We start from the raw sequence: 21,421 nt of genomic DNA on the forward strand, positions 1-21,421 counted from the left end.
GGCATGCCCCCGGTGACCGGTCCCGACGACGTGCCCCGCGCCTCCTCGGTGTGGCAGGCCGAGATCGTCACGACCCGGCGGCCGCGGCCGCTCGTCGCCGGGCGATGGCTCGTCTCGGTCGTCGTCGGGTTCTTCCTCGGCTCGTTCGAGGGCGAGTGGCCGGGCTTCGACGTCGTGGTCCGCGAGCGCTCGACCGGTCGCGAGATCCACCGTCTGCCGCCCCAGGGCCTCACCGGCGCCGACGAGTCCAAGGTCGAGATCGAGGCGGACCTCGACCGGCTCACCTGCGACGAGTTCCGCGCCGAGTGGGCGCTCGCCTGATCCACATCTGATACTTCAGACGGAGGCGCACCATCACCACGGGGGACGACCGGGAGGCGCGGGTCGGCTTGGCTGGGCACATGACCTCCGCTGCGCCCGCCGTCGACTCCCCACCCACCACCGGCACCCGCTGGAGGTTCGTCGACTCGCTGCGCGGCTTCGCGCTGTTCGGCATCCTGCTGGTCAACACGCTCGACATCACCCGCCTCGGCATCGACCTGGCGATCGAGAACGCCGGCCCGGTCGACGACCCGGCGCGCGACCTGCTGTACCTCACGGTGCAGACCCGGTTCGTGCCGATCTTCGTGTTCCTCTTCGGCATGAGCCTCTGGTTCGTGCTCGCCGGTGCCCGGTCGCGCGCGCCCCGACCCGGGCTCGTGATGGTGCGCCGCCTGGTCGGGCTCGTCGCGATCGGCGGGCTGCTCATGCTCGCCTACCCCAGCAACGTGCTCCTCGAGTACGGCGTCGTCGGCCTCGTCGTGCTGCCGATCGTCGTCTTCGCCCCGCGCTGGGCGACCCTGACCCTCGGTGCCGCGCTGACCGTCGCGGCCTACGCCCTGACCGGTGGCGGCCTCGCCTCGACCCCCGGCCTCATGCTGCTCGGTGCCGGCGCCGCCGCGTACGGGCTGCCCCGGGTGCTCGAGTCCGCCGGGCGCGGCGTGGTGCTCGTCTTCGCCGCGGCCGCGGTGCTCACGGTGCCGGCCCTGCTCTGGCAGGCCACGACCCCGGGCGACCCGCGCTTCTCGACGCCGGGCGGCATCGCCGGGCTCGTCATGGCCGTCGCCTACGCCACCGCCCTCGCCCTGCTCTGGCGCACCCCCGCCCGCCGCGTCGTCGCCGCCGTGTTCGAGCCGCTCGGCCGCATGGCACTGACCAACTACGTCGCCGCGGCGATCGTCGTGGCAGGTCTCGCCCTCGTGGTCGACTTCGGGCACCTGACGAGCGTCGTCCCGGGGCTGGCGATCAGCGTCGCCCTGATCGCCGTGCAGTCCGTGCTGAGCCGCCTCTGGCTCGCCCGGTTCGTCTACGGCCCGGTCGAGTGGGCCTGGCGGAGCGTCACCTGGTGGCGGCCGGCCGCGCTGGTGCGCCGGGCGTCCTGACCGACGGGAGCCGCGCCTCCTCGGGTCGGCGGCGGTCCCGGCCGATCGGAGCCGCGCCTCCCCGGGTCAGCGGCGGTTCCAGGAGGCCCGCACGACGGTGTCGAGGGCGCTCGAGAGGTCGGTGCACCAGAGGCGGCGACCGGGGGTCGCGGCGAGGGTGAGCTCGTAGCCCGCTTCGGTCTGTGCGACCGATCCGATGACCACCGGGGCTCCGCGCTCCGACCGCCGGACGTCGACGATGCGCCAGCGGCCGCGGCCGATCACGTCGAGCCTGAGGTCGAGGGCACTGGCGAGCGGGCCCCGTCCCGGCCAGGCCGTGCCCGACCGGCGTCCCCCACCGTCGTTCAGCATGGTCGCCCCTTCTCGCGGGCCGCCCCGATGCGGCCCGACGAGGTGCACGTTAGACACGCGACCTGACAACGGGAGGGGTTGACTCCGAGGGCCCGGCGTGATCCTTGTACCCCGCCCCGGGCCCCGGTCGCCTCCTGCAGGCCCGGACGCACGGGCCCCGGCCTGTCAGGGTGGGACGATGCCGTCCCCCATCCCGTCGTCCGACGCCGCGTCCCTGGAGGCCCTGCGCGCCTCCGTCCTCCCGACCCGAGGAGGCGCGGTGGACGACAGCATCCCCCAGCTCGCCGAGGCCGACCCCGAGCTGTTCGGGGTCGCCGTGGTGCGGTCCACCGGCGAGGTGGTCGCGTCCGGCGACTCGGGCCACGCGTTCTCGATCCAGTCGGCGGTGAAGCCGTTCCTCTTCGCGCTCGCCCTCGCCGACACCGACGGAGCGGCCCTCGACGCGGTCGGCATCGAGCCGACCGGCGAGGCGTTCGACGCGATCAAGCTCGAGGGCGGCACCGGCCGACCGCCGAACCCGATGGTCAACGCCGGAGCCCTGCTCACGGCCGCCCTGGTCGACGGCGACACCTGCGACGAGCGGACGGCGCGCATCCTGGCGGGACTCGGGGCCTTCGCGGGGCGCGAGCTCGACTACGACCGCGAGGTCAGCGAGTCCGAGCAGCTGCACGGCGACCGCAACCACGCGCTGGCCCACCTGATGCGGTCCGAGGGCAGCCTGGAGCACACGGCCGACGACGCGGTCGCGCTCTACGCCCGGGCCTGCTCGGTGCTGGTCGACACCGAGGCCCTCGCCGTGATGGGGGCGACGCTGGCGTTCGGCGGCCGCAACCCGGTGACGGGCGAGCAGGTCGTGGACGCCCGCGTCGCCCGTGACGTGGTGTCGGTCATGGCGACCTGCGGGGTCTACGACGGGTCGGGCCGCTGGATGCGCGGCGTCGGGGTGCCCGCGAAGTCGAGCGTCTCGGGGGCGATCGTCCTGTCGGCGCCGAACCGGCTGGGTGCAGCCGTGCTCAGCCCGCCCATCGACGAGCAGGGGACGAGCGTCCGCGGTGCCGAGTGGAGCCGCCGACTGAGCGAGGAGCACGGCCTGCACTCGTTCGGCTTCGGCGGCTGACACGGACGAGGCCCCCGGTGGGCGTCCTGCGAACAGGAGCCGACCGGGGGCCTCGTCGGGTGGAGCCGGGACTCAGGCCTGGACGTCTCCGCGCCAGGCGCCGTCGACGTTGCCCTCGCGCTCGATGAACTCCTTGAAGTTCTTGAGGTCCTTCTTGATGGCGTGGTTGTCGGCGCCGAGCGTGTTGCCGACCTTCTCGAGGAAGCCCTCGGGGGTCCAGTCGATCTGCACCGTGAGGCGCGTCACGTCGTCGCTCAGCTTGTGGAACGTGATGACGCCGGCGTGGTCGACCTCGCCGCCCGTGCTGTTCCAGGCGACGCGCTCGTCGGGGTGCTGCTCGGTGATCTCGGCCTCGAAGGTCTTCTCGACCGGTCCGACCTTGACCTTCCACACCGTGAGGGTGGGGGTGGTCTGGGTGATGGACTCGACCTCGTCGAGGAACTTCGGGAACGACTCGAACTGGGTCCACTGGTTGTAGGCGACGCTGACGGGGACGTTGACGTCGATGGTCTCGATGGCCTGTGCCATGGTGCACTCCTTGCTGACGGTGTTCAGAATTGTCGGGCGACGCCGTGTAGGCGTCGTGCCCTGCCGTGAACGGTAGGAGGCGCGGGTCGGCTTCGCCCACGTGCGGAGGCAACGGTCAGGTGCCGGGTGACACGGCCGACCGGGACACCGCACAGTACTCGCGTGCCCGCGGCCGAGTACGTGCGCGCCCGCGACCGACGGCGGAGCGGTCGAGCGCCGGCGTCGCCGGAACGGGGACCACCCCGCCACGACGCATCGTGACGGGGTGGTGGGGCCGACGGCGTGGCCGTGGTCGGGGTTGACGGCCAGACCGCCTGAGGGGTCAGCTCGCCGTGTCTCGGGCCGGCGACGCGTCGATCGCGTCGACGGTCTCGTGCGCCTGGCCCGAGACGACCTCGATCTTGCGCGGCTTCGCCCTCTCGCTGACCGGGATGACCAGCGACAGCACGCCGTTGTCGTAGTGGGCCGTGATGCGGCTCGAGTCGATGCCCTCGCCCACACTGAACTGGCGGAGGTACGAGCCGTGCGGCCGCTCCTGCGCGAGCCACTTGACGCCGTCACGGGTGTCGGGCGTGCGGTTGGCCCGGATGGTCAGCAGCTGACCGTCGACGTCGACGTCGACCGACCCCGGGTCGATGCCCGGCATGTCGGCGTTGAGCACGTAGCGGTCGCCGTCGCGGTAGAGGTCGACCGGCATGACCCTGGGCCCCTGTCGCATGCCCGTGAGAGCCCCGGTGAGGCGGTCGAGCTCGGTGAAAGGATCGAAAGACATGGCCATGATGAAGAGTCCCCTTTCGGTTGATCGGTGTGACCCGGGACCCCGTGGCCCCGGTTCGTTGACGACACGAATGTACCTCTGACCAGCGTTTCGTACCTCAAACCCAGCTTGAACGCCGCCGAGAGATCACTGAGGACGCTGTGCCTGCCGTCGGGCGGCCAGCTCGGCATCGATCTCTTCGATGCGAACCAGGTTGCCCAGCAACCGGAGGAAGTCGGCTGCGGCTGCCTCGACGTGGTCGTAGGTGCGGATGCTCTGTTCCTCGACGAGGCCTCGCTCGTCGAGGAAGTAGGTGCTCCACACCTCGTCCCGTCGAGCGAGGACGAGCGCGAAGGGCGTCTGCGTCGAGGCGTCCCCGATGACGGCATTCAGGTGGCCGAGTCCGCCGGCGTCGACCTGGGTTCGGAGGGCGGCCAGGGTGCGCGCGACCATCGTCATGACGGTTCTCCTGCTCGTCGGCGTCGGTCTCGGAGTTCGTCCTGGATCTCGAGCTTGCGATGCTGGGACCTCAGACGGTCGAGGAAGTCGGCCACGGCCGAGACCTCGTCGGGGAACGCATGCAGGCTCCGTTCCTCCACGGCAGCTCGTTCGTCGACGTAGAAAGTGCTCCACACGCATTCACGTCGCGCCACGACGAGACAGTCCTGGCGCCTGAGGTACACGTCACCGAGAGCGACACTGACGCGCGTCAAGCCCTCCACCTCCATCTGCGCAGGCAGCGATTCGAGGCTCATCGCGGCTCGCTCGAGGTCGCGCTCCCGTTGCAGGTCGCGGAGGAGCTTCTTCAGCCGGAGCAGGACGAGGAAGTCCTCCAGGGCCTCGGACTCGCTCGGGTAGGTGCGCATGCTCTCGTCGACGACCGCAGCACGCTCGTCGGTGGAAAAGGACACCCAGGCATCGTCGCGTCGGGTGACGACGAGGCAGTCCGTCCTGTTCGCGGGGTCACCGTCGATGACATGCGCCAGGTCGTCGAGTCCCTCTGCCGCCATGACGGCGCGCACCGAATCGATCGTCGCCATGTCAGGCCTTCCCCGGTCGATCGTCTCGTGACGCCTGCCACGTCTCGTGGGCGAGCCTGTTCTTCTCCCTGATGCGCGACATGAGTGCGTCCTCGTCGGCCCTCAGCCTCATGAGACGCAGGAAGTCGTCCAGAGCGTCGGAGAGTTCCTCGTACGTGCGAACGCTGGTCTCCTCGACACCGGCACGTTCATTGGTCGAGAAGGAGGTCCAGACGCCGTCCCGTCGGGTCAGGACCAGGGCGTCCGCCGAGCCGGCGTCATCATCACCGATCACGTAGGCGAACCTGTCGAGTCCCTCGGCCTCGATCGCGGCGACCGTTTCTTGGAGCGTCGTCATCCTCTGGGGCCCCTCGGCGGTCGTCGTTCCTCTGCCTCGAGGACGGCCAAGGTCTCGTCACATGGCTGCACGACGTCCGCTCCTTCTCGCCGGGCACGCTCAGTCATGGGGCTCCAGGCCCTTGTCGAGGAGGGCCTCCAACTCCTTCAACCGGGCGAGGTTCCGCAGCTGCGACATGAACTCCGTCACGGCAGAGCGTTCATCCGGATGCTCGACGAGTGTCCGCTCTTCCACGACCCCTCGTTCGTCGCGCAAGAAGGTCACCCACAGCCCGTCGATCTGCCCGATCACGTGCGCGCCGGAGACGGGCAGGGACGTGTTCCCGATGAGGAAACGGAGGTGCCCGAGCCCGGCCGCTTCCACTTCTGCTCTCAGTCCGCCCACGTCGGTCCTACTCATCAGCCCTCGAGCACCGGCTAGACGTCCTTCTCAGCCGCGGCCTCGGAACGAAGCCGCTTGACGAGCGCGATGCCGTCGAGCAGAACGAGGAACCCCTCGACTGCCGACCGCTCGTCCGGATACGTCCGGACGCCCTTGACCCTGGTCAGCCCTCTTTCATCCCTGACGAAGGTGCTCCAGCCACCTTCGCCCTGGGCGATGACGAGTGCGTATGGACGCTGTGTCTCCCCGTCACCGATCAGAAAGTTCAGATGCCCGAGCCCGAGTCGGTTGACGCGGTTCGGCAACGAGGCGAGAGTGTTCGAGTCGTCATCAGTCATGGATCTCCTCGAGGAGGCGGTTGATCCTCTCGTGTAGTCACCATCGATGACGTGGTCCAAGCGAAGGAGACTCTCAGCCTCGAGGACGGCCCGCAGCTCCTCCAAACGGGCGAGGTTCCGCAGCTGCGACACGAACTCCGTCACGGCAGAGCGCTCATCCGGATGCTCGACGAGAGTCAGCTCTTCCACGAGACCTCGTTCGTCGCGCAAGAACGTCACCCACACCCCGTCGATCTGCCCGATCACGTGCGCGCCGGGGACGGGCAGCGACGTGTTGCCGATGAGGAAACCGAGGTGCCCGAACCCGGCCGCTTCCACTTCTGCTCGCAATCCGTCCACGTCCATCACGCTTCGCGACGCGATGGTGACCGACGTCGCTCGACCGGCCACACCATCACGCGTCCGTGGGCCGACCGAGACGTTCCGCATCTCGTTCTCGCTGCAAGGTGGCAAGTAGGCCTTTCAACCGCATGAGCTCGAGGAAGTCGTCCAAAGCTTCGGACTCGCTGGAGTACGTTCGGACGCTCTCCGACATGACTGCGGCACGTTCGTCCCGGGAGAAGGACACCCACCCTCCCTCTTGACGGCACAGGACGAGGCAGTCGGTCTCGTTCGCGCCGTCAGAGCCGATGACGTACTTGAGACGATCGAGCCCCTCCGCCGTCAATGCCGCGCGTGTCTCATCGATAGTGGTCATCTCGCTCCTAGTTCGGGACTCTCTTGAGCAGACCGAGCTCGACCATGACATCGGCTCCGAACGGCAGCTGGTACTGGGTACCACCGCCGACTTCGCCGAAAGCCTTGTCGATCTCGCCCGCGAAAACGCGGATGTTGTTCCAGTCCGGATTGAAGAGCTTCATCGTGACATCGATCTGCATTTTCAGCTTCGTGTTGGTCGACGCGTCATACGCGGCCCGGATGTTCTTGAGGTCGCCGACGACCTCGTACGTGTGCAAATCGTCTTCAACCCAGGGCAGCGCCCGAGTTCCGTGGGCGGCGTGCGTACCGTCCGCGTTGAGCGGAGAGGTGAACCGCCCCGTCTCTGGGCCCTCTCGATCAAGTCGCGTGCCGAGGGGGATGTCGGGGTCGGGCGTCTTGATGGGGTGTCCGTCCTCGTTCAACGTGAATCCGTCGTGGGGCGCCTCGTCTTTCCAGTTGACCTTGCCGTCCGCCCCGAGGACGCTGGCGTCCTTCGGCACCTGCTGATCGGCCGGCCACGTTCCCTTCTCGCGGAACACCGCGCCGGCGTCGGGGTCGACAACGTCCAGGTAGTTCGCGAGTTGCTCCCGAGTCATTCCGCTTCGATCCACGGCGCTCGGTGTGGTCGTGCTATTCGAGCCGGGGGCGTCGCCGCCCGAGCCACCCGTTCCGGCATCGCCGTCGGCGTGACCGGGCTGGTCGGCCGCGGGGGCGTCGTCGGCGTGACCCGCGCCTCCTGCGTCCTCACGGACCGGCGGGGCCGACGCCTCGTCACGGACCGGCGGGGCCGACGCCTCGTCACGGACCGGCGGGGCCGACGCCTCGTCACGGACCGGCGGGGCGGACGCGTCGTCACGGACGGGCGGGGCGGACGCGTCGTCACCACGGACCGGGCCGGGCGTCGTGTCGGGGCCGTCGACGCGCGTGGGCGGTGGCGCGAGACCGTCGGCGCGGACGCCGACGACGTCGTCGAGGCGGGTGAGTTGCTCGTCGAACCGCGAGGGCGCGGCGTCCGGCCCGCGACCGGCCGAGCCGTGCCCTCCGGTCAGGAGACGCGTGGTCTCCGACATGGCGTTCAGGGCGTGACCCGCGTGCGTCAGGCCGATCCGCGACAGGGAACCCTCGGGGGCACGGAGCGCAGCTCGTTCCGCGGCGCCGCCGAGCCGTGCGAGGCCCGTCGCCGCCTTCGTCCCGCCGACGGCTGCGCCGCCGACCGGGACGAAGAACGAGGCCACGCCGAGGGTGGCGTAGGTGCCGGCCGCGACCGGGTCCTCGTCGTACATCTCGGGCGTGCCCACGATGCCCTGCGTGACGCCCTCGATCGTGGTGCGGTACCAGTCGACGGCCGGCTGGGCGGCCGCCGGCACCGTGCCGGGAGGTGCGTACGCCAGCGCGATCGTCGCCGGACTCGTGATCGCGATGGCCCCGAGCCCCTGGAGCAGGCCGCCCCAGGCCTTGAGGCCGAACTCCTTGGTGACGCCCGTGCCGCCCTGGATGTCCCAGCCGACCAGGGCACCGGCGCCGTAGGCCGCCTCGGCGATGAACATGCCGAGACCCGTGCCCATCGACTCGGAACAGGTCTTGTGCGGGTCGCCCGGGGCGCCGTAGGGCAGGTCCTTCATCGAGTCGAGCTGCTCGGCCGACAGGCCGACCTGCTCGGGGAAGCACATCGGGTCGGTGCGCAACGCGTTGATGCCGTTCTCGCACTCGGCTCGGGCCGCATCGATCTTGGCGACCTCGGCGTTCACCTCGCCGAGCAACTCGTCGTTGCGGTTGCGCGAGGGGATGTGGTCGTACCACTCGACCGTGGTCTCGTCGGGCCCGCTCGAGATGTACGAGTTGTAGCTCTCGGTGCTGTAGGTGACGCCGCCGGACACCTCGGCGGTGAAGGCCTCGGCCTCGGTGACGAGCTCCCTGAGCCGGGCGACGGGCGCGGCGACGGCCGTGGCGAGGTCGTCGAGCAACGTCGCGACCTGGCCGAACGTGTCACCGAGGGTCTGCGTGCTCGTGCCGACCGGGTCCATGGCGACGAACAACTGCTCGGCCTCGGGCGCCGCGTAGACGCCCGACAGCCCGGACCAGGAGGTGACGACGCCCGCACCCTTCTCGGCGATCGCGGTCGCCGTGCTGCGGAAGGTGGCGGCGGACGTCGAGATCGCCGCCGGGTCGATGGTGACGCCGGGGATCGCACCGGGGACGATCAGCGAGGGGCTCATCGCGGCACCATCGGGGTCAAGACGGGCGGAATGCCGGCGGCGCTCTGCTCGCTCGCCAGCGCGGGTGCCTCGGCGGCGGCCGTCTCGGCGGCGGATTGGGCGTTCGCCGCCATCTCCTCGTCGCCCGCGACGTAGGCGATGGTCGCCTCGGCGGCACCGGTGCCGCACGACTCGATGCGGTTCACGACCGACGTGAGGGTCGTCGCCTCGGACTCGATCAGCCCCAGCACCGCGTTGGCCACGCCCACGAGGAGGTCGCCGACACCGCCGCTCAGCTCTTCGTGACCGGTCTCCAGGCCTCCGGCCGCGGTGCCGAGGTCACCGGCCGAGACCTGGACCTCGGCCAGGACCGACTGCACCCCGCTGGGCGAGATCGACCACGAACTCATGAGCGTGCCCCTTCGTCGGTCGTCGCGGGCGCAGCCGTCGCGGGCCTCGGCCCACCCGGGACGGCCTCGACCACGACGCGCCCCCCGGTGTTGCGGACGAGCGCCTGCACGACCGCGTCCGACACCGGGTCGGTCCCCGGCGCGTACGCCTCGGTCAGCCAACTGCCCGCCTCGACGTCCACCCCGAGCAGGACGGAGGCGTCGGCCGGGTCCTCGACGTAGGTGCTGCGCACGATGGCCAGGACGAGCCCGTCGTCGGTCGCGATCTGCAGCCCGCCGCCGTTCCAGAGCTTGCCCAGCCCGAGGTACGGGTCGATCTCGGCGGCTGCGCGGGCACCGTCGACGGCGGTCACGGGCTCGGGCGTCACCACGGTGTACTCACGAGGCACGGTGCACCCCCGGCGGGGTCATCGCGGCGAGGATCTCGTCGGCGCCGACGACCTCGACCGCGTCGGCGAAGCGGTGCCAACGGGCTGCGGCGGCGGCACCGTCGACAGCACCAGCACCAGCACCAGCACCGACCTCGGCGTCACCTGCCGGCCCCTCGTCGAACGACACGAGCACCGACGGCGTCCGCGACGACCCGAGCACCCGTCCACCGACCCGACGGACGAGACCCTCGACGTCCAGCTGCATGCCGCGCACGCTCCGCGCCCCGACGACGGCGGCGAGCGGTTGCGGTGCGACCCGGTCGTGGGCGGACACCGTCCCGTCGGCCCGACCCGACATCGACCACGCCGTGGCGAGCAGGACCTGCTGTCGACCGGCCACGTCGGCGAGGGCGTCCGCGACGACGCCCGGCGCGACGGCTCCGGTCACGACGATGCGGGTCTCCTCGATCACCCCGTCGTCGCTGCGCGCGATGCGCACCCAGCCCCGATACCTCGGCCCGGAGGCGTCACCGCCGGCCACGTGGAACCGCGTCTCGGAGGGCATGCGGCTGCGCGCGGCGGCCGTGAAGAAGTCCCGGTCCCAGACCGTGGTGGCCGGCTCGGTCGTCCCCCACAGGGTGCGCGTGCCAGGCGCGAGCGCCTCGACGAGTCGTTCGAGCGTGCCACCGAGTCGGGCCTCGGCCCGCGCCCGGTGGTGGGTGACGACGGCGAGCTGCGTCCACGGGACGGCGTCGGGGTCGACGGTGCGTCCCTCGTCGAGCCGGACCGACGACGGCGCCTCGTCCTGCGGCAGCGGGTAGCCGTCCTCGGTCACCCCGAGGCCGTGGGCCGGTGAGCGCACCGGCTCGAGCGTGACCGCCCGACGCAGCGAACCGTCGGAGGCGCGGGTCAGCCAGACCCCGCCGAGCACGTCGAGCAGGTGGAACAGGGAGTACGTGAGCCGCGATGCGGGATCGGTGACGAGCGCGACGCGGGTACCCGGCCCGGCACAGTCGACGAAGAGGGCCGAGAGGCCGCTGGACACCCCGACGACGGGCTTGCTCGATCGCGACTCGACCCAGCCGGGCCCGTGCGTGTCGAGCATCGGGTGCAGCAACGAGACGGTCGTCGTGGCATCGTCGGTCATGGCTTCCCCCCGGTAGCGGCGACGACCATCGTACGGGGGCGGCGCTCCCGGCCGCCGTCGGCCGAACGCCCCACGGGCCCGTACCCCGATGACGTGGGAAGGGACGTGACGGCGCTGGTGACCAGGCCGTCAGCCCGGCCGTCACGTCACCTCAGAGAAGAAGAGAGCGAGTGACGGGAATCGAACCCGCGCTATCAGCTTGGGAAGCTGAAGTTCTACCATTGAACTACACTCGCGCGGCGCCTCGGAGGCGCGTCAGACCACTATAGCGGCCCGCGCCTCCCGTGCTCCCTCCGCCCTGCCGAGCGTGTGGCACCGCCGAACGGACATCGCACCGCCGAGTTCCGCGGTGCGACGTCCAGCAGGCGGTGCGACTCCGCGCACCACCGGCAGGAGGCGCGCTCAGGCCCCGGTCGCGACCGAGACGATGCGCAGGTCGACCGATGCCGGGGGAACGGGCTCCCCGCTCACGCGGTCGAGCAGCGCCTGGGCGACCGCACGGGCCACGAGCGGGCCGGAGCCGCTCTCGTCGACCGCGATGTCGAGGGTGATGCGGGTCTCGAGGTCGGCCACGGCGATGCCGACGAGGGGCACGGGTCGGCCGGGGGCGGCGGCCTCGGCGGAGGCCGGGTCGGCGCGCTCGGCGTCGGGGATGTCGGAGGCGGGAACGCCCGGGTCGACCGACGTGGCTCCGGCGATCGAGGCGTCGCTCTGCACGGTCGACCCCACGACCCCTCCGCCACCGACGACGGCGCTCAACCCCTGGAAGGCCGAGCGGACGACGCTGCCGAATCCGGGCCGGGCCCGGACGTGCACGACGCCGTCGACCGAGGCAGCGATCTCGCCGAGCTCGGCGGCGAGCAGGGACAGGTCGGCCGGACTGATCGGGGCCCGCAGGCCGTCGTCGTCGCTCACGCCGCGCCTCCTTCGCGCTGCAGGTGGACGTCGTCGACGACCACGTCGACGCTCTCGAGGGTCAGCTCGGTCTGACGGGACAGGCTCGACGACACCGCCGACTTGACCGCCTCGGCGAGCGCGGGCAGCGGTTCGCCGAAGAGGCCGCTGACGACGACCTCGACCCGGACGAGCGCACCGGGCACGCTGACGTCGCCGTGGATCGTGCACGAGATGACCATGGCGCCTTCGACGCCGTCGCCCGCCTCGCGGATGAGTGACCGCACGGCGCCCTCGGTGATGTGCAGGGTGGAGCGCTCGTCGATCGAGGCGAGCGGGATCTGCCTCCCGGCCCGCGACTCGAGGCGCACGCGGTCCATCACGCCCGAGATCCAGCTCGGGTCCGGTGCGGGGCTCGCCGCGGCGTCGGACTCGAGCAGTCGGGCCCCCATCGCCCGGAGGCGTTCGAGGGCGGCGAGCTGGGCCCGGGCCTCGGGCGACTCCTCGATCTCGGGGTCGTAGGGCTGCCGGCCGGCGTCGAGGTAGTCGACGAGACGCTCGGGCGAGACCCCGTCGTCGATGCCGTCGACGAGCTCGTCGGGCGATGGGTCGGCGTCGCCAGGCGCACCCGGCTCGACGGACCCGCCCGGGTCGACGGACTCGCCCAGGGCGACGGGCGCGTCGGGCGGGGTCGGGTCTTCGTGGGCGTGGTCGGTGCCGTGAGGACGGTCACTCATCGCCAGGCCTCCATCTCGCGGGTCAGGGTCTCTCGGGCCCGGGCCAGTTGCCCCCGGACCGCGGTCACGGTGGTGCCGGTCCGTTCGGCGATCTCGGTGTACGACTCGCCACCGACCTCACGCAGAGCCCACACCTGCCGTTGGCTGGCCGGGAGCCGCGCGAGCGCCGCACGCAGCGCCTCCATGGCGTCGTTCGAGGACGCCCGGCGTTCCGGATCGGTCGTGGGCGTCGCCGCCGGCAGCTCGAGGTCGTCGACGTCGTCGGTGAGGCGTCGCGACCGGATCAGGTCGAAGGCCTTCCGCGACACGATGCGCATCATCCAGCCCTTGACCGCCGCGGGCGTCTGCAGCGTCGGCAGTTCGCGCCAGATCGTGATGGACGCCTCCTGCACCGCGTCGGTCGCGTCGGCTCGTGAACCGGTGAGTCGGGTGGCGTACGCCGTCATCAGCCCCAGATGGCGTCGGAGCAGCACTTCGAAGGCCCGCTCGTCACCCTCGGCGGCACGCGACGCGAGCACGGCGTCGGTGGCCTCGGTCAGGTCCGCCGCCATGTCCGCCTCCTCTGCTGCTGCTGCGTCCGCCCGGGCCCCCAGGACGAGGAGGCGCGGGTCACGACCCGTGGACGAGTCACGACCCGTGGATGAATGGTGACGCATTCCGTGACGTTCGGGCCACGGAATGCGTCTCATCCCTGGATACACCGGGATCGGTGCGCGCGGGAGACCGTGACCGGACCCGTCGGCGGCTCGTCGGGTAAGACCGAGGGGCGAGGCCGACCCGTCGCACATCGTCCGATCAGAAGGAGACACCGATGGCCCCCACCGACGAGACCCCGAAGAGCACCGTCCCGAGAGGCACCGTCGGGGTGCCCGGCAGGACGGTGGTCGCCGACGGCGTCGTCGCCACGATCGCCGGCATCGCCGCCCGCGAGGTGCCCGGCGTCTTCGCCCTCGGTGGCGGCACCGCACGGGCGTTCGGCGCCCTGCGGGACGTGATCGGCACGACCGACCTCGGTCAGGGCGTGCGCGTCGAGGTCGGCGAGACCCAGGTCGCCGCCGACGTCACGATCGTCGTCGGGTACCCGGCCCCCCTGCACACGGTGGCCGAACAGGTGCGTGCCGCGGTGGCCGGGGCGATCGAGCAGCTCGTCGGCATGGAGGTCGCCGAGGTGAACGTCGCGATCGTCGACGTCCACATCCCCGGTGACGACGACGTCGACGCCACCAGCGAGAGCCGCGTCTCGTGACCGCCACCACCACGGGCATGGCCGTCGGCGCCGTGCTCGCCGTCTCGGCCCTGGCCTTCGGGTTCTGGGGCTTCGTGCTCGTCGCGGTCTTCATCGCCGTCGGCGCGCTCGTCGGGCGCATCGTCTCGGGCAGGACCGACGTGGCCGGGCTCCTGGACGCCCTGCGCGGACGGCGCTCGTCGTCATGACCACCGCGGGCACGGATCTCGCCGAGACGGGACGCGTCGTCGCGGGGCACGTCGGCATCCCCGCCAAGGTGCTGCAGAAGGTGGCGGTGGCCGTCGTCGCCGAGACCCTCCACGTGCGTCGGGCCGACGTCCGCGTCCTGGCCGAGGACGACGCCGGCCAGCTCGCGCTGCGCGTCTCGACGCCGGTCCGCGTCCCGATGCTCTCCGAGGCCGTGACCATGCCCGAGGGCGGGGTCCTCGCCGTCGTCCGCGACCTCCAGTCCACCCTGACCCGTCGGCTCTCCGAACTCGCGGGGCGCACCGTGTCCCGCGTCGACGTCACCGTCAGCGGCAGCCGCACCGACCGGACGGGGCGCACCTCGTGAGCGGGATCGACCCCGGCCTCCACCGCCGTGTCCTCCGACGCGAGCAGCACTCCTCGCGCTCGGGCAGCGCGATCGTCGTGCTCGTGCTGCTCACGCTCGTCGTCGGGTACGTCGGCGTGGAGGCCGTCTACGCCGCGCTCGGTCGACGGGCCCTGCTCTTCTCCCCGGTCGACGTCCTCGCGACGCTGACGTCGTCGGTCGACGGCGGCGGCACCTCGGGCCTCGTGCTCGGCGCCGGCGTCGTCGCGGCGATCGTGGGCCTCGTCCTGATCGGCCTCGCCGTGACGCCCGGCCGTCGCGGACGCCACGCCATCGACGACGACCGCGTGGCGGTGGTCGTCGACGACCGGGTCATCGCGACCTCGCTCGCCCGGGCCGCCCGTGTCTCGGGGCGCCTCTCGGACCAGCAGGTCTCGGCGTGGGTGTCCCGTCGTCGGGCCCAGATCGACCTGACGCCCGCGTCCGGCCTCGCGGTCGACGAGCAGTCGGTCGAGGCCGCCACCCGTTCCGAACTCGGGTCCGTCGCCTACCGGCCCGAGCTCACGGCTCGCGTCCGCACGACCGACACGGGGAGGGTCGGCGCATGACCTCCAGCAACCGGTTCGCGAACCGCCTCCTCCTGTTCGTCGTCGGCCTCGTCGCCCTGGCCGTCGGGGCGTTCCTCGTGATCGTCGCCCTGCCCGGCGGCGGCGTCCTGCGCGACCTGCTGTCGCCCGCGTCGTCGGCCCTCGACGACGCCGTGGCGGCGACGCCGATCGACCCGTCCGGTGCGACGGGCGGCAGCTGGCTGCCGGTGGCCCTCGCCCTGCTCTGCCTGTTGCTCGTCATCGTCTTCGTCGTCGCGATCCCCGCCCACGGGCACGGTCGCACCGACAGCGTCGTCGTCCAGGACGACCCGGCCGGCTCGATCGCCGTGTCGAGCTCGTTCGCCGACACCGCGATCACCGACGCGCTCCGCGACCGCCGCGACGTGGCCTCGGTGGGCGTCTCGGCGTGGACCGTCGCAGGTCGGCCCGCCCTCAAGGTGCGGGTGCGGCTGACCGCGGGGTCGTCCCCGGCGCCCGTGGTCGCGGCGGCGTCCGACGTCGCCCGCGGGCTCGACCGCGTGCTGGGCGAGACGGTGCCCGTGCTCGTCGAGATCACCGGCGCCTCGGCCGTGCGCAAGGGGGCCGACAGCCGCGTGTCCTGACGACCCGCACCTCCTCGGCTCCGCGACCCGCGCCTCCTCGGCTCCGCGATCCGCGCCTCCTCGGCTCCGCGACCCGCGCCTCCTCGGCTCCGCGACCCGCGCCTCCTCGACCCGGCCGGGCCTCAGCGGACGGCGAGCAGGATCTTGCCGCTGTGCCCGCCGGACTCCATGCGCTTGTGGGCCGTGGCGACGAACTCGAGCGGGTAGACGCTGTCGAGCACCGGTCGCACCGACCCGGCCTCGACCAGCGGCCAGACGTGCTCGCGCACCTCGGCCATGATCGCGCGGCGTTCGTCGAGGGGGCGGGCGCGCAGCGTGGTGGCCCAGACCCGACCGCGCTTGGCCATCAGGCGCGACAGGTCGATCGTGGCCGACGGGCCGCCCTGCACGGCGATCACCATGATCCGGCCGTTCACGGCGAGCGCCTCGACGTCGCGGGCGATGTAGTCGCCACCGACCAGGTCGAGAACGACGTCGACGCCGCGGCCCTCGGTCAGCTCGTCGACGACCGCGACGAAGTCCTCGGTCTTGTAGTCGATGCCGCGTGCGGCGCCGAGCTGTTCGCAGAACGACGTCTTGTCGGCCGTCCCGGCGGTGGCGTAGACGGTCGAGCCGAGCGCGACGGCCATCTGGATGGCGATCGAGCCGACGCCGCTGGCGCCGCCGTGCACGAGCAGGGTCTCGCCCGGCTTCAGCCCGGCGCTCATGAAGACGTTCGACCAGACGGTCGCGACGGCCTCGGGCAGGCCCGCCGCCTCGACGAGGTCGACGCCTCGCGGCAGGGGCAGCACCAGGCCCTCGTCGACCTGCACGCGGTCGGCGTAACCACCGCCCGGCAGCAGGGCCACGACGTAGTCGCCGACGGCCGCGGCGGTGACGTGCTCGCCGGTCGCGACGACGGTGCCGCTGACCTCGAGCCCGGGCCAGCCGGGCGCCCCGGCGGGCGACGGGTAGTGCCCCTCGCGCTGGTTGACGTCGGCGCGGTTGACGCCCGCGGCGGCGACGTCGATCACGACCTCGCAGGGGCCGGGCACCGGCTCGGCGACCTCGGAGACGACGAGGGCGGAGGGCCCTCCGGGCACGGGGACGGTGATGGCACGCATGGGTCCATCCTCCCCCCGTGGCCCGGCACGCGCTGACTAGTCTTGTCGCGTGCTGCTCTCCGACCGCGACATCAAGCTCGAACTCGACGCCGGCCGAATCGGCCTCGACCCCTACGACCCGACGCTGATCCAGCCGTCGAGCATCGACGTGCGGCTCGACCGGTTGTTCCGGCTCTTCGACAACCACAAGTACCCGTTCATCGACCCGGCCGAGGACCAGCCCGAATTGACCCGCCTGGTCGAGGCGAAGGCCGACGAGCCGTTCATCCTGCACCCGGGCGAGTTCGTGCTGGGCAGCACGTACGAGTTCGTCACCCTGCCCGACGACGTCGCGGCCCGCCTCGAGGGCAAGAGCTCGCTCGGGCGCCTCGGCCTGCTGACCCACTCGACCGCGGGCTTCATCGACCCCGGCTTCGGCGGGCACGTCACGCTCGAGCTGTCGAACGTCGCCACCCTGCCGATCAAGCTCTGGCCCGGCATGAAGATCGGCCAGCTCTGCTTCTTCAAGCTCAGCTCACCCGCCGAGCACCCGTACGGCTCGTCCGAGTACGGCTCGCGCTACCAGGGCCAGCGTGGTCCGACCGCCAGCCGGTCCTTCCAGGGCTTCGTGCACACGGACGTCTCCGCCCGCGACTGACCGTTGCGCGCTCGCGCCGCGCGCTCGCCCCGCCCTTGCCGCGTTGGCCCCGCGCGTTCGCGCCGCGTTCGTCGAGAACGCAGGAGGCGCGGGCCGCGTCCCCGACGGACGCCCCCTCCGGAGACGAGAAAGGGGTGCGGAAGGAACCCGACTCCCTCCGCACCCCGGCGACACGAGAGAAACCCGACGTCGATCTCGTGCGCTGTGACTCGCGGTCCTGAACCTTTCACCGCGAGGCCAATTCATTCTGCGGCTCTCCGCTCCTCGGGCAAACCCGGCAATGTCCGAAAAACGAAATGAAAGCTCAGCTGGCGAAGCGGTGGCAAAAAGTCACCCGTCACCCTTCGAGGGTGTCGCGGGGTGACCGCCCGAACTCGGCCGTGTACTGGGCCGCGAAGCGGCCCGCGTGGGCGAAACCCCAGCTGAGCGCCACGCCCGCGACGGTGTGGCCGAGGGTCGGATCAGCCATGACGAGGTCCCCGTGCGCGCCGCGCAGCCGCGCCCGCCGCAGTTCGGCCATGGGCGTCGAGTCGAGGTGGCGACGGAACGCCAGCTGCAGGGCGCGGGGGGTCACCCGAGCCGCCTCGGCGATCTCGACGACGCCGATGTCGTCGTGCGCGTGCTGCTCGATGTAGTCGCGAGCCCGACGCACGGTCGACGGGAGGGGCGTGACACCGTCGTCGCCGCCCACGCCGACGACGTTCGTCTCGAACGTCTCGAGGTAGGCCGCGACGAGCGACCGGAACGCCGAGCCCCGCACCAAGGAGCTCGCCATCGCCGCGTCGTTGCGGATCACGTTCTCGTGGACGTGGACCACGAGTTCGGACCAGTAGCGGGCCATCGCCGCGGACACCGCCTCGGTGGCCGTCGACCGGAGGCCCCCCGGGGCCGCGAGCCGCATGGCGCCCAACTCACGCTCGACGGCAGCGCGGTCGAGCAGCACCTGACCGAGCACGAGGTCGAACGACTCCATGACCTTCGCCTCGTGCGAGGGAAAGGCGAAGGGGGCACCGGGGTATACACGGATCTCGTGGTCGCGGGTGCGCAGCGACAGCCGGCCCGCCATCACCCCGCCGGCCACGAGGAACCCGGCGGGCTCGCTCTCGGTCAGCAGCCGGCCACGCCGGTACTCGAAGCGACACAGTGCGAACCGCGTCTCGCCGGACACGGCTCGACTGTAGGTGAACGGCTCGGGGCCTTCCCCTTCGAGTCGCGTGATCTTGTAGTTCTTGCGGATCAGCGCGTGGGCGACCTCACGATCGGAGGTCGAGACGCTGCGGACCCGCGGGTCGACGAACGCCTCGACGGGCTGCGCCCTGGGGGGCGCCACGGTCGGATCGGTGGTGGTGTCGGTCGGCGTGATCTTCGTGGGCGTGGTGTTCGTGGGCGTGGTGCGGAGTGCAGCTGATCCGGCGACTGGTGAGGCCGCCTGCGGTGTGGACGTCACGGTCGTTCCCCTCGGGTGGGACGGCGATCCGGGGTGGTTGGTCCCGGGTGGTCCTCCCGACGTCGGTGTCGGGTGGCCTACCCGAGAGTATCCACCTGAAGAACTGGGCGCGCGCCGCATCCGGTGGGTACGGCGCCTCCTGGTCGGGTGCCACGCGCACCCGCGTAGCGTCGGGTCATGGACTACAGAACCCTCGGAAACAGTGGAGCCTCGGTGTCGGAGCTGACACTCGGCACCATGACCTTCGGCGCCGAAGCCGACGAACCGACCTCGCACGCCATCCTCGACGCCTTCGTGGCCGGAGGTGGCACGCTCGTCGACACCGCCGACGTCTACAGCGCCGGCACCAGCGAGACCATCATCGGCCGGTGGCTGGCGAGCCACCCCACGGACGCCGACCAGGTCGTGCTCGCGACCAAGGGACGCTTCCCCATGGGCGACGGGCCCAACGACGTCGGCCTGTCGCGTCGTCACCTCGCGAAGGCCCTCGACGCCTCGCTGACCAGGCTCGGCGTGGAGCACGTCGACCTCTACCAGATGCACGCCTGGGACCACCTCACCCCGATCGACGAGACGCTGAGGTTCCTCGACGACGCCATCAGTGCGGGCAAGATCGGCTACTACGGCTTCTCGAACTACCTCGGGTGGCAGGTGACCAAGGCCGTCGGCCGGGCCGAGGCCCTCGGGTTCGCCCCGCCCGTCACGCTGCAGCCGCAGTACAACCTGCTCGTCCGCGACATCGAGCACGAGGTCGTCCCGGCCTCGCTCGACGCCGGCATCGGCCTGCTGCCCTGGTCGCCGCTGGCCGGCGGCTGGTTGAGCGGCAAGTACGTCCGCGACCAGGCGCCCACCGGCGCCACCCGCCTCGGCGAGGACCCGAAACGCGGCATGGAGGCCTGGGAGGCGCGCAACGCGGACGAGCGCACCTGGACCGTCCTCGACGCGGTCACCTCGATCGCCTCGGCGCACGACGCCTCGGCCTCGCAGGTCGCCCTGGCCTGGCTGCTCCGGCAGCCCGCGGTCACCTCGGTGATCCTCGGCGCCCGCACGGTCGAGCAGCTCGACGACAACCTGGGTTCGTCGGCCCTGGCCGCGGCCCTCACCCACGACGAGGTCGCCCGGCTCACCTCGGCGAGCGCACCCCGGGTCGACGACTACCCCTACGGCACGGCGGGCGTCGCCCAGCGCGACCGGAAGATCACCGGCGGCCGCTGACCAGGAGGCGCGGCGCGCCTCCTGCGGGCACCGCGCCTCCTGCAGTCCCCGCTCCTCCCCCGCGCTGCTCATCCCGCACGACACCGCGAGATGGTCACCGCGCCAGGTTTTCTCCTGGCGCCGTGACCATTTCGCGGTGCTGTGCGGTAGAGCGGCACGCGTGACCCAGCATCCCGCCACGAAGTAAACATCCCGCCACGCGATCCTGTGGCGGGACGTCTACTTCGTGGCGGCGTGCCCGGAGCCCGGGGGCGGGGCGGTGTCGTGCGGGGCGGTGCGGGCGGTGCAGGGCGGTGCGGCGGGGGCTCAGCGCTGCAGCGAGGCGGTGGCGCCGACGCGACCGCGGGCGACCCGCACGGCGATCGTGACGACCAGCACGACGGCGGCGGCGACGATCGCGGCCACCCCGGCGACGACGTTCTCTGGTTCGCCGGTCAGGCGGCCGACCGCGATCCAGGCGAGTCCCCACGAGAGCGACAGGGCGGGAGCGAGGCGGCCGCGCCCGGCGAAGGCCAGCACGACGCCGACGAGTGCGGCCACGGCGAGCACCACCGACGACCAGAACCCGGCCGCGAAGCCGAAGCCGTCGAAGCCCGCGTCGACCAGGCCGGCGGCGATGTTGGCGACCGTCGCGACGCTGACCCAGCCGAGGTAGAGGCCGAGGGTGCCGTCGGTCACGACCGCGTCGACCCACCCGCTCGACGCGGTGTGGAACAGGATGACGAAGATGCGCGCGAGCACCAGCAGCAGCGCGACGATCACGACGGCGCCCAGCCAGACGCTGCCGAGCTGCACGGCGGCGAACAGCCAGGCGGCGTTGAGCAGCAGCGAGGCCGCGACCCAGTAGCCCAACCGACGGTGTCGGGTCACGGCGCGCTGACCGGGCAGGGCCTGGTAGATCGCGTAGGCGACGAGGCCGAGGTAGATGACGCTCCAGATGCTGAAGGCCGTGGTCGCCGGGGCGACCGTCGTGGCCGTCGCGCTGAGGGCCCCGCCCGCCGCGTCGGACACCGAGACGCCGCCGAACGCGCCCGATCCGTAGGCGGCCAGCACGATCGCGAGGACCGCGGTCACGACCACGACGATCTGGCGGACGACGTCACGCGACGTCGCGGTCTCGGCAGGGGGTCGGGTGCTCGTGTCGGTGCTCATGAGGGGGACGCTAGTCGTGCCCGCCGGTCGATCTCTTAGTTGCTAAGAGGATTGTCAGGGAAGGGGCGGCGAGGGAAGGGTGGCCCAGCCGGGGAGGCGCGGTGCGGGAGGTACAGCCCGGGCGGCACAGCCCAGGAGGCGCGGTGCGGACGGGCG

The 21,421-nt window shown here is 71.8% G+C and carries 29 protein-coding genes and 1 tRNA gene; 10 read left to right on the top strand and 20 right to left on the bottom strand.

The window, feature by feature from the left end; translation table 11 throughout:
- The first annotated feature begins 3 nt into the window (after positions 1 to 3).
- Both ACVJ1F_RS06310 and ACVJ1F_RS06315 read left to right on the top strand, forming a co-directional pair.
- Entirely contained in the window at positions 4 to 321 is a 318-nt protein-coding gene (locus ACVJ1F_RS06310) for a hypothetical protein (RefSeq protein ID WP_173154330.1), read from the top strand.
- An 80-nt stretch (positions 322 to 401) separates the two neighbouring features.
- Complete coding sequence (locus tag ACVJ1F_RS06315; RefSeq protein ID WP_456885313.1) at positions 402 to 1,421, top strand: DUF418 domain-containing protein; 1,020 nt, start codon at positions 402 to 404, stop codon at positions 1,419 to 1,421.
- Between the two features lie 66 nt (positions 1,422 to 1,487).
- Here the strand turns inward: ACVJ1F_RS06315 and ACVJ1F_RS06320 are convergent, their stop codons facing one another.
- Complete coding sequence (locus ACVJ1F_RS06320; protein WP_056044422.1) at positions 1,488 to 1,772, bottom strand: hypothetical protein; 285 nt, start codon at positions 1,770 to 1,772, stop codon at positions 1,488 to 1,490.
- A 178-nt stretch (positions 1,773 to 1,950) separates the two neighbouring features.
- Here ACVJ1F_RS06320 and glsA point away from each other — a divergent pair, with 178 nt between their 5' ends.
- A complete protein-coding gene (glsA, locus tag ACVJ1F_RS06325) occupies positions 1,951 to 2,889 on the top strand; it encodes a glutaminase A (RefSeq protein WP_456885315.1) in 939 nt (312 codons plus the stop codon).
- 72 nt (positions 2,890 to 2,961) lie between these two features.
- Here the strand turns inward: glsA and ACVJ1F_RS06330 are convergent, their stop codons facing one another.
- The 16 genes from ACVJ1F_RS06330 to ACVJ1F_RS06405 form a co-directional block, all read right to left on the bottom strand.
- Positions 2,962 to 3,417 carry an SRPBCC family protein gene (locus tag ACVJ1F_RS06330; RefSeq protein WP_056044418.1) on the bottom strand — a complete coding sequence of 152 codons (456 nt, stop codon included), beginning with the start codon at positions 3,415 to 3,417 and terminating at the stop codon, positions 2,962 to 2,964.
- A 322-nt stretch (positions 3,418 to 3,739) separates the two neighbouring features.
- Positions 3,740 to 4,195 carry an Hsp20/alpha crystallin family protein gene (locus ACVJ1F_RS06335; RefSeq protein ID WP_071255858.1) on the bottom strand — a complete coding sequence of 152 codons (456 nt, stop codon included), beginning with the start codon at positions 4,193 to 4,195 and terminating at the stop codon, positions 3,740 to 3,742.
- 126 nt (positions 4,196 to 4,321) lie between these two features.
- On the bottom strand, positions 4,322 to 4,633 hold the full coding sequence (locus tag ACVJ1F_RS06340) for a hypothetical protein (RefSeq protein ID WP_456885318.1): 312 nt from the start codon (positions 4,631 to 4,633) through the stop codon (positions 4,322 to 4,324).
- Positions 4,630 to 5,214 carry a hypothetical protein gene (locus tag ACVJ1F_RS06345; RefSeq protein WP_456885320.1) on the bottom strand — a complete coding sequence of 195 codons (585 nt, stop codon included), beginning with the start codon at positions 5,212 to 5,214 and terminating at the stop codon, positions 4,630 to 4,632. Before ACVJ1F_RS06345 ends, ACVJ1F_RS06340 begins: the two co-directional genes overlap by 4 nt.
- Position 5,215: 1 nt before the next feature.
- The gene (locus ACVJ1F_RS06350) at positions 5,216 to 5,551 is read right to left on the bottom strand and encodes a hypothetical protein (protein ID WP_456885322.1); all 336 of its coding nucleotides are present in this window, start codon (positions 5,549 to 5,551) and stop codon (positions 5,216 to 5,218) included.
- A 99-nt stretch (positions 5,552 to 5,650) separates the two neighbouring features.
- Positions 5,651 to 5,935, bottom strand: a complete 285-nt coding sequence (locus tag ACVJ1F_RS06355) for a hypothetical protein (protein WP_456885323.1) — start codon at positions 5,933 to 5,935, stop codon at positions 5,651 to 5,653.
- Positions 5,936 to 5,967: 32 nt separating this feature from the next.
- Positions 5,968 to 6,618 (bottom strand): hypothetical protein, encoded by a 651-nt coding sequence (locus ACVJ1F_RS06360; RefSeq protein ID WP_456885325.1) that lies wholly within the window; start codon positions 6,616 to 6,618, stop codon positions 5,968 to 5,970.
- Positions 6,619 to 6,664: 46 nt separating this feature from the next.
- Positions 6,665 to 6,967: a hypothetical protein gene (locus tag ACVJ1F_RS06365; RefSeq protein WP_056227798.1), complete on the bottom strand. Its 303-nt coding sequence runs from the start codon at positions 6,965 to 6,967 to the stop codon at positions 6,665 to 6,667.
- Positions 6,968 to 6,974: 7 nt separating this feature from the next.
- A complete protein-coding gene (locus ACVJ1F_RS06370; RefSeq protein ID WP_456885328.1) occupies positions 6,975 to 9,185 on the bottom strand; it encodes a hypothetical protein in 2,211 nt (736 codons plus the stop codon).
- Positions 9,182 to 9,574 (bottom strand): DUF6507 family protein, encoded by a 393-nt coding sequence (locus tag ACVJ1F_RS06375; RefSeq protein ID WP_456885330.1) that lies wholly within the window; start codon positions 9,572 to 9,574, stop codon positions 9,182 to 9,184. The genes ACVJ1F_RS06370 and ACVJ1F_RS06375 overlap by 4 nt, the downstream gene beginning before the upstream one ends.
- On the bottom strand, positions 9,571 to 9,963 hold the full coding sequence (locus ACVJ1F_RS06380; RefSeq protein WP_402752638.1) for a hypothetical protein: 393 nt from the start codon (positions 9,961 to 9,963) through the stop codon (positions 9,571 to 9,573). Before ACVJ1F_RS06380 ends, ACVJ1F_RS06375 begins: the two co-directional genes overlap by 4 nt.
- Complete coding sequence (locus tag ACVJ1F_RS06385) at positions 9,953 to 11,092, bottom strand: DUF6177 family protein (protein ID WP_456885332.1); 1,140 nt, start codon at positions 11,090 to 11,092, stop codon at positions 9,953 to 9,955. Before ACVJ1F_RS06385 ends, ACVJ1F_RS06380 begins: the two co-directional genes overlap by 11 nt.
- A 165-nt stretch (positions 11,093 to 11,257) precedes the next feature.
- A tRNA-Gly gene (locus tag ACVJ1F_RS06390) sits at positions 11,258 to 11,328 on the bottom strand.
- Between the two features lie 166 nt (positions 11,329 to 11,494).
- A complete protein-coding gene (locus ACVJ1F_RS06395; RefSeq protein ID WP_456885334.1) occupies positions 11,495 to 12,007 on the bottom strand; it encodes a hypothetical protein in 513 nt (170 codons plus the stop codon).
- A complete protein-coding gene (locus tag ACVJ1F_RS06400; RefSeq protein WP_456885335.1) occupies positions 12,004 to 12,723 on the bottom strand; it encodes an Asp23/Gls24 family envelope stress response protein in 720 nt (239 codons plus the stop codon). Before ACVJ1F_RS06400 ends, ACVJ1F_RS06395 begins: the two co-directional genes overlap by 4 nt.
- Complete coding sequence (locus ACVJ1F_RS06405) at positions 12,720 to 13,379, bottom strand: RNA polymerase sigma factor (RefSeq protein ID WP_369794361.1); 660 nt, start codon at positions 13,377 to 13,379, stop codon at positions 12,720 to 12,722. Before ACVJ1F_RS06405 ends, ACVJ1F_RS06400 begins: the two co-directional genes overlap by 4 nt.
- Positions 13,380 to 13,534: 155 nt before the next feature.
- Here ACVJ1F_RS06405 and ACVJ1F_RS06410 point away from each other — a divergent pair, with 155 nt between their 5' ends.
- From ACVJ1F_RS06410 to ACVJ1F_RS06430, 5 genes are read left to right on the top strand one after another with little or no spacing between them, the layout of a single operon-like run.
- Positions 13,535 to 13,969 carry an Asp23/Gls24 family envelope stress response protein gene (locus tag ACVJ1F_RS06410; protein ID WP_456885337.1) on the top strand — a complete coding sequence of 145 codons (435 nt, stop codon included), beginning with the start codon at positions 13,535 to 13,537 and terminating at the stop codon, positions 13,967 to 13,969.
- The gene (locus ACVJ1F_RS06415) at positions 13,966 to 14,157 is read left to right on the top strand and encodes a DUF2273 domain-containing protein (protein WP_123571013.1); all 192 of its coding nucleotides are present in this window, start codon (positions 13,966 to 13,968) and stop codon (positions 14,155 to 14,157) included. Before ACVJ1F_RS06410 ends, ACVJ1F_RS06415 begins: the two co-directional genes overlap by 4 nt.
- A complete protein-coding gene (locus ACVJ1F_RS06420) occupies positions 14,154 to 14,522 on the top strand; it encodes a hypothetical protein (RefSeq protein WP_056044386.1) in 369 nt (122 codons plus the stop codon). Before ACVJ1F_RS06415 ends, ACVJ1F_RS06420 begins: the two co-directional genes overlap by 4 nt.
- Entirely contained in the window at positions 14,519 to 15,109 is a 591-nt protein-coding gene (locus tag ACVJ1F_RS06425) for a hypothetical protein (protein ID WP_456885340.1), read from the top strand. The genes ACVJ1F_RS06420 and ACVJ1F_RS06425 overlap by 4 nt, the downstream gene beginning before the upstream one ends.
- A complete protein-coding gene (locus ACVJ1F_RS06430; protein WP_200413280.1) occupies positions 15,106 to 15,711 on the top strand; it encodes a hypothetical protein in 606 nt (201 codons plus the stop codon). Before ACVJ1F_RS06425 ends, ACVJ1F_RS06430 begins: the two co-directional genes overlap by 4 nt.
- Positions 15,712 to 15,833: 122 nt before the next feature.
- Here the strand turns inward: ACVJ1F_RS06430 and ACVJ1F_RS06435 are convergent, their stop codons facing one another.
- Positions 15,834 to 16,814 (bottom strand): NAD(P)H-quinone oxidoreductase, encoded by a 981-nt coding sequence (locus tag ACVJ1F_RS06435; RefSeq protein ID WP_456885342.1) that lies wholly within the window; start codon positions 16,812 to 16,814, stop codon positions 15,834 to 15,836.
- Between the two features lie 49 nt (positions 16,815 to 16,863).
- Between ACVJ1F_RS06435 and dcd the strand changes: the two genes are divergently transcribed.
- The gene (gene dcd / locus ACVJ1F_RS06440) at positions 16,864 to 17,451 is read left to right on the top strand and encodes a dCTP deaminase (protein WP_056044378.1); all 588 of its coding nucleotides are present in this window, start codon (positions 16,864 to 16,866) and stop codon (positions 17,449 to 17,451) included.
- A 337-nt stretch (positions 17,452 to 17,788) separates the two neighbouring features.
- Here the strand turns inward: dcd and ACVJ1F_RS06445 are convergent, their stop codons facing one another.
- Positions 17,789 to 18,898, bottom strand: a complete 1,110-nt coding sequence (locus ACVJ1F_RS06445) for a helix-turn-helix transcriptional regulator (RefSeq protein WP_456885344.1) — start codon at positions 18,896 to 18,898, stop codon at positions 17,789 to 17,791.
- Positions 18,899 to 19,075: 177 nt separating this feature from the next.
- Here ACVJ1F_RS06445 and ACVJ1F_RS06450 point away from each other — a divergent pair, with 177 nt between their 5' ends.
- Positions 19,076 to 20,113, top strand: a complete 1,038-nt coding sequence (locus ACVJ1F_RS06450) for an aldo/keto reductase (protein ID WP_456885346.1) — start codon at positions 19,076 to 19,078, stop codon at positions 20,111 to 20,113.
- Positions 20,114 to 20,419: 306 nt separating this feature from the next.
- Here ACVJ1F_RS06450 and ACVJ1F_RS06455 read toward each other — a convergent pair whose 3' ends face one another.
- Positions 20,420 to 21,265 carry a tryptophan-rich sensory protein gene (locus ACVJ1F_RS06455; RefSeq protein WP_173154278.1) on the bottom strand — a complete coding sequence of 282 codons (846 nt, stop codon included), beginning with the start codon at positions 21,263 to 21,265 and terminating at the stop codon, positions 20,420 to 20,422.
- Positions 21,266 to 21,421 lie beyond the last annotated feature (156 nt).

Source organism: Frigoribacterium sp. 2355 (assembly GCF_054060695.1).

What these genes read in the sequence shown, in the direction of transcription:
- ACVJ1F_RS06310 (WP_173154330.1), top strand. Translation starts at nt 4, where the DNA reads ATGCCCCCGGTGACCGGTCCCGACGACGTGCCCCGCGCCTCCTCGGTG.
- ACVJ1F_RS06315 (WP_456885313.1), top strand. Translation starts at nt 402, where the DNA reads ATGACCTCCGCTGCGCCCGCCGTCGACTCCCCACCCACCACCGGCACC.
- ACVJ1F_RS06320 (WP_056044422.1), bottom strand. Translation starts at nt 1,772, where the DNA reads ATGCTGAACGACGGTGGGGGACGCCGGTCGGGCACGGCCTGGCCGGGA.
- glsA (WP_456885315.1), top strand. Translation starts at nt 1,951, where the DNA reads ATGCCGTCCCCCATCCCGTCGTCCGACGCCGCGTCCCTGGAGGCCCTG.
- ACVJ1F_RS06330 (WP_056044418.1), bottom strand. Translation starts at nt 3,417, where the DNA reads ATGGCACAGGCCATCGAGACCATCGACGTCAACGTCCCCGTCAGCGTC.
- ACVJ1F_RS06335 (WP_071255858.1), bottom strand. Translation starts at nt 4,195, where the DNA reads ATGGCCATGTCTTTCGATCCTTTCACCGAGCTCGACCGCCTCACCGGG.
- ACVJ1F_RS06340 (WP_456885318.1), bottom strand. Translation starts at nt 4,633, where the DNA reads ATGACGATGGTCGCGCGCACCCTGGCCGCCCTCCGAACCCAGGTCGAC.
- ACVJ1F_RS06345 (WP_456885320.1), bottom strand. Translation starts at nt 5,214, where the DNA reads ATGGCGACGATCGATTCGGTGCGCGCCGTCATGGCGGCAGAGGGACTC.
- ACVJ1F_RS06350 (WP_456885322.1), bottom strand. Translation starts at nt 5,551, where the DNA reads ATGACGACGCTCCAAGAAACGGTCGCCGCGATCGAGGCCGAGGGACTC.
- ACVJ1F_RS06365 (WP_056227798.1), bottom strand. Translation starts at nt 6,967, where the DNA reads ATGACCACTATCGATGAGACACGCGCGGCATTGACGGCGGAGGGGCTC.
- ACVJ1F_RS06370 (WP_456885328.1), bottom strand. Translation starts at nt 9,185, where the DNA reads ATGAGCCCCTCGCTGATCGTCCCCGGTGCGATCCCCGGCGTCACCATC.
- ACVJ1F_RS06375 (WP_456885330.1), bottom strand. Translation starts at nt 9,574, where the DNA reads ATGAGTTCGTGGTCGATCTCGCCCAGCGGGGTGCAGTCGGTCCTGGCC.
- ACVJ1F_RS06385 (WP_456885332.1), bottom strand. Translation starts at nt 11,092, where the DNA reads ATGACCGACGATGCCACGACGACCGTCTCGTTGCTGCACCCGATGCTC.
- ACVJ1F_RS06400 (WP_456885335.1), bottom strand. Translation starts at nt 12,723, where the DNA reads ATGAGTGACCGTCCTCACGGCACCGACCACGCCCACGAAGACCCGACC.
- ACVJ1F_RS06405 (WP_369794361.1), bottom strand. Translation starts at nt 13,379, where the DNA reads ATGCGTCACCATTCATCCACGGGTCGTGACTCGTCCACGGGTCGTGAC.
- ACVJ1F_RS06410 (WP_456885337.1), top strand. Translation starts at nt 13,535, where the DNA reads ATGGCCCCCACCGACGAGACCCCGAAGAGCACCGTCCCGAGAGGCACC.
- ACVJ1F_RS06420 (WP_056044386.1), top strand. Translation starts at nt 14,154, where the DNA reads ATGACCACCGCGGGCACGGATCTCGCCGAGACGGGACGCGTCGTCGCG.
- ACVJ1F_RS06430 (WP_200413280.1), top strand. Translation starts at nt 15,106, where the DNA reads ATGACCTCCAGCAACCGGTTCGCGAACCGCCTCCTCCTGTTCGTCGTC.
- ACVJ1F_RS06435 (WP_456885342.1), bottom strand. Translation starts at nt 16,814, where the DNA reads ATGCGTGCCATCACCGTCCCCGTGCCCGGAGGGCCCTCCGCCCTCGTC.
- ACVJ1F_RS06450 (WP_456885346.1), top strand. Translation starts at nt 19,076, where the DNA reads ATGGACTACAGAACCCTCGGAAACAGTGGAGCCTCGGTGTCGGAGCTG.
- ACVJ1F_RS06455 (WP_173154278.1), bottom strand. Translation starts at nt 21,265, where the DNA reads ATGAGCACCGACACGAGCACCCGACCCCCTGCCGAGACCGCGACGTCG.